Raw genomic sequence first — 5028 nt, 5'->3', positions numbered from 1 at the left:
GTGCGGGATCTCAGCGATCCCGCACCGCCCCTTCGCCTTGATCTCCTGCCCGCGTGCTCAGCCGTCGGAGGCCAGACGGGCCGGGAAGCCGCCGGTGGCGATCGGCCTCCACCGCTCCGGAGTGATCCGGATGATCGACTTCCCCTGCTTCACCATCGCCGCCCGGTACTCGTCCCAGTCCGGGTGCTCACCCGAGATGTTCCGGAAGTACTCGACGAGCGGTTCGACCGACTCCGGCGAGTCGATCACCTCGGCCGAACCGTCCACCTGGACCCAGGGCCCGCCCACCCGTCGCCCGGCCACCGCCCCTCAACGAAGCGCTGCGCGCTGCCCCGCTCGATCTCGTCCGACAGCACGATCACACTGACCCGCGCGTCCCGCTTCGCGTTGCGGGTCTTGGCCCGCTCGGGGTACGTCGAGACGACGATCCGGCCCGCGTCGTCCACCCCGCAGGTCAGCGGGGATCCCTGGGGGCGGCCGTCGGACCGGGTGGTCAGCAGGATCGCCCGGTGCCTGGGCCGTACGAAGGCCGGCAACTCGTCGAGTTCCACGGCCGTGTTCGTCGCGATATCGGGTGCCATGTCCGCAGACTGCGACGACGGTCGACCACCCCGCGCGGCGAGTGCGGCGGCAGGGAACCACCCCGCGCGGCGACTACGACGGCAGGGACTCGCCCTGCACGGCCTGGATGTCGAGCTCCACCCGCAGCGTCGTGCCGATCGCCGAGATGCCCGCCTGCACCACCTGGTTGTAGTTCATGGCGAAGTCCTCGCGGCGCAGCTCCGCCGAGGCGTTGAAGGCCGCACGCACCCCGCCCCACGGGTCCGGGCCCGTGCCGAGGTAGCTCAGGTCCAGGTCGACCGGGCGTTCGACCCCGTGCATCGACAGCCGGCCGTGGACGGTCCAGCGGTCGGGGCCGGCGGGGGTGATCCCGATGGAGCGGTACGTGATCTCGGGGAAGCGGTCCGAGTCGAGGAAGTCGGGCGACCGCAGGTGCTTGTCGCGCATGCCGTTGCCGGTGTCGATGCTCGCCGCGCTGATGACGGCGTCGACCCGGGACCGGTGGACCTCCCCGGAGATCTCGATCCGGCCGCTGAACTCGGTGAACCGGCCCCGCACGCTGGAGATCCCCAGGTGCTGCGCGACCGCGGCCACCGAGGAGTGCGCCGGGTCCAGAGACCAGGTGCCCGGCGGCGGCAGCTCCACGCCGCCCTGGCGGGCCAGCACCACCGTGCCGGCCTCGACCCGCCCGCTCGCCGTGACGAGGGCGGTGGAGGCGGCGGGGGCGTACCCGACCGCGGTGACGATCACGGTGTACGCGCCGGCCTGCAGCGGAGAGTCGGTCCGCACCGTGCCGTCCTCGTCCGCAGTGGCCCGCAGCACCTGCGCGCCGGTCATGTCGGTGACCGTCACGACCGCGTGCTGGACCGCCCAGCCGTCCCGCGTCCGTACCTGTGCGCGAAGTCCCATCGTGTTCTTTCTCCTTGCTCAACGACTCAATGAGTCGGGCCCCGGGGCAGGGACGGCAGGCCGTCCCCTGCCTGCCGTCCCCGCCGCCGGGGCCCATTTCCACCGACCGGTACAGCGTCTCCGCTCGAAACGCCGACCCGCCAGGGGTCTGTGGTGAGAACGCCGTGCAGCAGGCTTCACGGCGTCCGCGCCGCCTGCCGCAGGGTCGCTCCTACTCGCCGGGGTGGGCGAGCTCGATGTCGTGGCCGTCGGCCCCGCGACCGGAGACCGTCAGCGCGCTCGCCACCGGGGGGTAGCCGGTCGCGACGACCGAGTACTCGCCCGAGTCCAGGTCGGTGAAGGCGTACGCCCCGTCCTCCCCGGTCGTCGAGGTGGCGACCACATTGCCCGCCGCGTCGACCAGCGTGACCCGGGCATCCGGCAGCGGCCGCCGTGCGGAACCGGCCCGCACGACACCCTGCACCAGCGCACCGGACTGCAGCGCGGCCTCGACCCGGGTGACGCCCTGGCCGCCGATCTCCACCGGCAGCGCCAGCGGACGGAAGCCGACGGCGTTCACCGCCACGGTCACCGAACCGGGGACCAGCTCACCGAAGGTGAACTCGCCGGTCTCGCCGGACTTGCCGGTGGCCAGCACGTCGCCGCGCACATCGGTCACGATGACCATGGCGCCCTCCACCGGGGAGGAGGTCTCCGCGGCCCGTACGACACCGGCCAGGCCGCTCGTACCGGAGAGCAGGATGTCGTACGCGAGCGGCTCGGCACCGACGACCACCGTGGACGCCTGCGGCTGGAAGCCGTCGGCGGACGCGATCAGAACGTAGCTGCCGGAGCCCGGAGCGTCCAGGCCGTAGCTGCCGTCGGCCTGGGCGACGGAGCGCCCCAGCTGCCGGCCGGCCAGCGAGATCAGCGTGACGGCGGCCCGTGCGACGGGCGCGCCCTCGGCGCCGCGCACCACTCCGTGCACGGACGTGCCGTTCAGGGTGGCGGGGGCCTCCGGGACATCGGCCGAGGTGGCCGTCGGCGTGGCCGTGACCGGGGCCGCTGCCGCGGGGACCGGCGCGTCGGCGATGGCGGCCGGAACCTCGGCCGCCTCGACGGCCGGGGTCTCGGCCGTGGCCGGGGCCTCGCTCGAAGCGCTGGTCTTCAGGGCGACCTCCTTGATGAAGATCGTGATCACGAAGGCGATCAGCGCGGCCGGAGCGGCGTACAGGAAGACATCGCCGACACCGTGCCCGTAGGCGCTCTCCACGACCGTACGGAACGGCGCGGGCAGCTTGTCCAGGTCGGGGATGCCCCCGCCGCCGGTACCGCCGTGGCCCATGGCAGCGCCCTTGGGACCGAGGTCCGCGAGCCCGTCCTTGACGTAGTGGGTGACGCGGTTCGCCATGACGGCGCCCAGCGCCGAGACGCCGATCGCACCACCGAGGGAACGGAAGAAGGTGACGACGGAGCTGGCCGAGCCGAGGTCGGACGGAGCGACCTGGTTCTGCGTGGCGAGCACCAGGTTCTGCATCATCATGCCGATGCCGAGACCCATGACGGCCATGAAGACCGCGATGTGCCAGTACGTCGTGTCGTACCGGATGGTGCCGAGCAGCCCGAGACCGGCGGTGACCAGGAAGCCACCGGTGACCAGCCAGGCCTTCCAGCGGCCGGTCTTGGTGATGATCTGGCCGGAGACCGTCGAGGAGATGAACAGACCCGCGATCATCGGGATCGTCATGACGCCCGACATCGTCGGCGACTTGCCGCGTGCCAGCTGGAAGTACTGGCTGAAGAAGACGGTGCCCGCGAACATCGCGATACCGACGAACAGCGAGGCCAGCGAAGCCAGCGTGATGGTGCGGTTGCGGAAGAGGCGCAGCGGGATGATCGGCTCGCTGGCCCTGGCCTCGACGGCCACGAAGATCCCGGCGAGCACGAGGGAACCGATGACCATCGCGGCGGTCTGCCAGGACAGCCAGTCGTACTTGTCGCCCGCGAAGGTCACCCAGACGAGCAGCAGCGACACGGCGGCGCTGATGAAGAAGGCGCCCCACCAGTCGACCTTGACCTGACGCTTCACGACCGGGAGCTTCAGCGTCTTCTGGAGCACGATCAGCGCGATGACGGCGAACGGCACACCGACGTAGAAGCACCAGCGCCAGCCCATCCAGCTGGTGTCGGTGATGACACCGCCGAGCAGCGGGCCACCGACGGTGGCGACGGCGAACACCGCACCGATGTATCCGCTGTAGCGACCGCGCTCACGCGGGGCGATCATCGCCGCCATGACGATCTGCGCCAGGGCGGAGAGACCGCCGACGCCGATGCCCTGGACGACACGGCAGGCGATCAGCATGCCGCTGCTGGTCGACATACCGGCGACGACCGAGCCGGCGACGTAGATGACGAGGGCTATCTGGACCAGCAGCTTCTTGCTGAACAGGTCGGAGAGCTTGCCCCACAGGGGGGTGGTGGCGGTCATCGCCAGCAGCGAGGCCGTAACGACCCAGGTGTAGGCGCTCTGGCCGCCGCCGAGGTCGGAGATGATCTCGGGCAGTGCGTTCGAGACGACGGTCGACGACAGGATGGCGACGAACATGCCGAGCATGAGCCCGGCCAGCGCCTCCATGATCTGCCGGTGTGTCATCGGCGCGCCGGACGTGGGATCCGGGGATCCCCCGTGCTTGGCGTGGCCGCCCCGCACACCGGCTGGTGTGGTCGTAGCCATTTAAGTCCTTGTCTTTGCTTCTGTTACACGGGTGTACGGGTGTGCGAGTCGTTGTCGCTGTCGGCATGCCGGGAGCGGCAGTCGCCGCTGTGCTTTCCGGGGCCGCACCCGCTGGGCCCGCGACAGGCGAAACTGTCGCGCAGCCGGGCCAACAGCGTGTTGAGCTGTCCGACCTCGTCGTCAGACCAGTCGGAGAGGTTGTGGGCGAACATCTCGGTGGTCCGCCGGTTCAGATCGCGGAGCACGTCGTGTCCGTCGGGGGTCAGCCGCAGGATGCGGGACCGCTTGTCCGCCGGATCAGCAGACCGCTCGATCCAGCCACGCTCGGCCACATGGGCGACATGACGGCTGGTCACCGACATGTCGACGTCCAGCAGCTCGGCCAGTCGGCTGATCCGCATCTCGCCGTGCTGCCGGAGAAGAGCCAGCACGGCGGCGGAGCCGCCCGGACATTCGGCGGGCAGGATGCGGGCGAGACCTCTCTTGACGGCCCCTACGGCACTCAGCTGCCGGGCCAGTTCTTCGTACTGACTCCGTGCGGCCACGGGACCCCCCAGACATCTCACCGGTTCATCTTGTTGCTTAGGGCAACCATAGAAGCCGTTGGTTGCTGCAGGCAAACGAAAGGGGGCTTGCAGAAGTAAAGGAAAGCAAAAGGCTGCGTACGGCTCCGGTCAAAGGTCCAGCGTGTGGCGTGCGGGCGATGCGGGATGTGTCTCGCGCCACAGCCGGGGCGGATGAGGCGCCGCCCGGGGCGGCGTCGGCAGCGTGAGGAAACGGCCACGCCGAGTGCCCGAAGCGGGGCGGCGAATGCCCGGAGCGGGGGCGGGTGAGTGCTTGGA

At 70.5% G+C, this 5028-nt stretch carries 3 protein-coding genes and 1 pseudogene; all 4 read right to left on the bottom strand.

The annotated features are described in order from the left end of the window. Positions 1–57: 57 nt before the first annotated feature. The 4 genes and pseudogenes from AADR41_RS41230 to AADR41_RS41215 all read right to left on the bottom strand — a co-directional run bounded on the left by AADR41_RS41230 (position 58) and on the right by AADR41_RS41215 (position 4731). A pseudogene (locus AADR41_RS41230) lies at positions 58–581 on the bottom strand (PPOX class F420-dependent oxidoreductase). A gap of 73 nt (positions 582–654) precedes the next feature. Further along, positions 655–1470 carry a YceI family protein gene (locus tag AADR41_RS41225; protein WP_342287524.1) on the bottom strand — a complete coding sequence of 272 codons (816 nt, stop codon included), beginning with the start codon at positions 1468–1470 and terminating at the stop codon, positions 655–657. A 211-nt stretch (positions 1471–1681) separates the two neighbouring features. Then, positions 1682–4186: an MFS transporter gene (locus AADR41_RS41220; RefSeq protein ID WP_342287522.1), complete on the bottom strand. Its 2505-nt coding sequence runs from the start codon at positions 4184–4186 to the stop codon at positions 1682–1684. Between the two features lie 23 nt (positions 4187–4209). Continuing rightward, the gene (locus AADR41_RS41215; RefSeq protein WP_342287521.1) at positions 4210–4731 is read right to left on the bottom strand and encodes a MarR family winged helix-turn-helix transcriptional regulator; all 522 of its coding nucleotides are present in this window, start codon (positions 4729–4731) and stop codon (positions 4210–4212) included. Between the last annotated feature and the right edge of the window lie 297 nt (positions 4732–5028).

It is taken from the genome of Streptomyces sp. CLV115, from assembly GCF_038448545.1.
Lineage (GTDB): Bacteria > Actinomycetota > Actinomycetes > Streptomycetales > Streptomycetaceae > Streptomyces > Streptomyces sanglieri.
This window is presented reverse-complemented; position numbering and strand designations above follow the sequence as displayed.

Bases quoted from the DNA above. Each gene is read 5' to 3' on its own strand.
- AADR41_RS41225 (WP_342287524.1), bottom strand. From the start codon at position 1,470: ATGGGACTTCGCGCACAGGTACGGACGCGGGACGGCTGGGCGGTCCAG.
- AADR41_RS41220 (WP_342287522.1), bottom strand. From the start codon at position 4,186: ATGGCTACGACCACACCAGCCGGTGTGCGGGGCGGCCACGCCAAGCAC.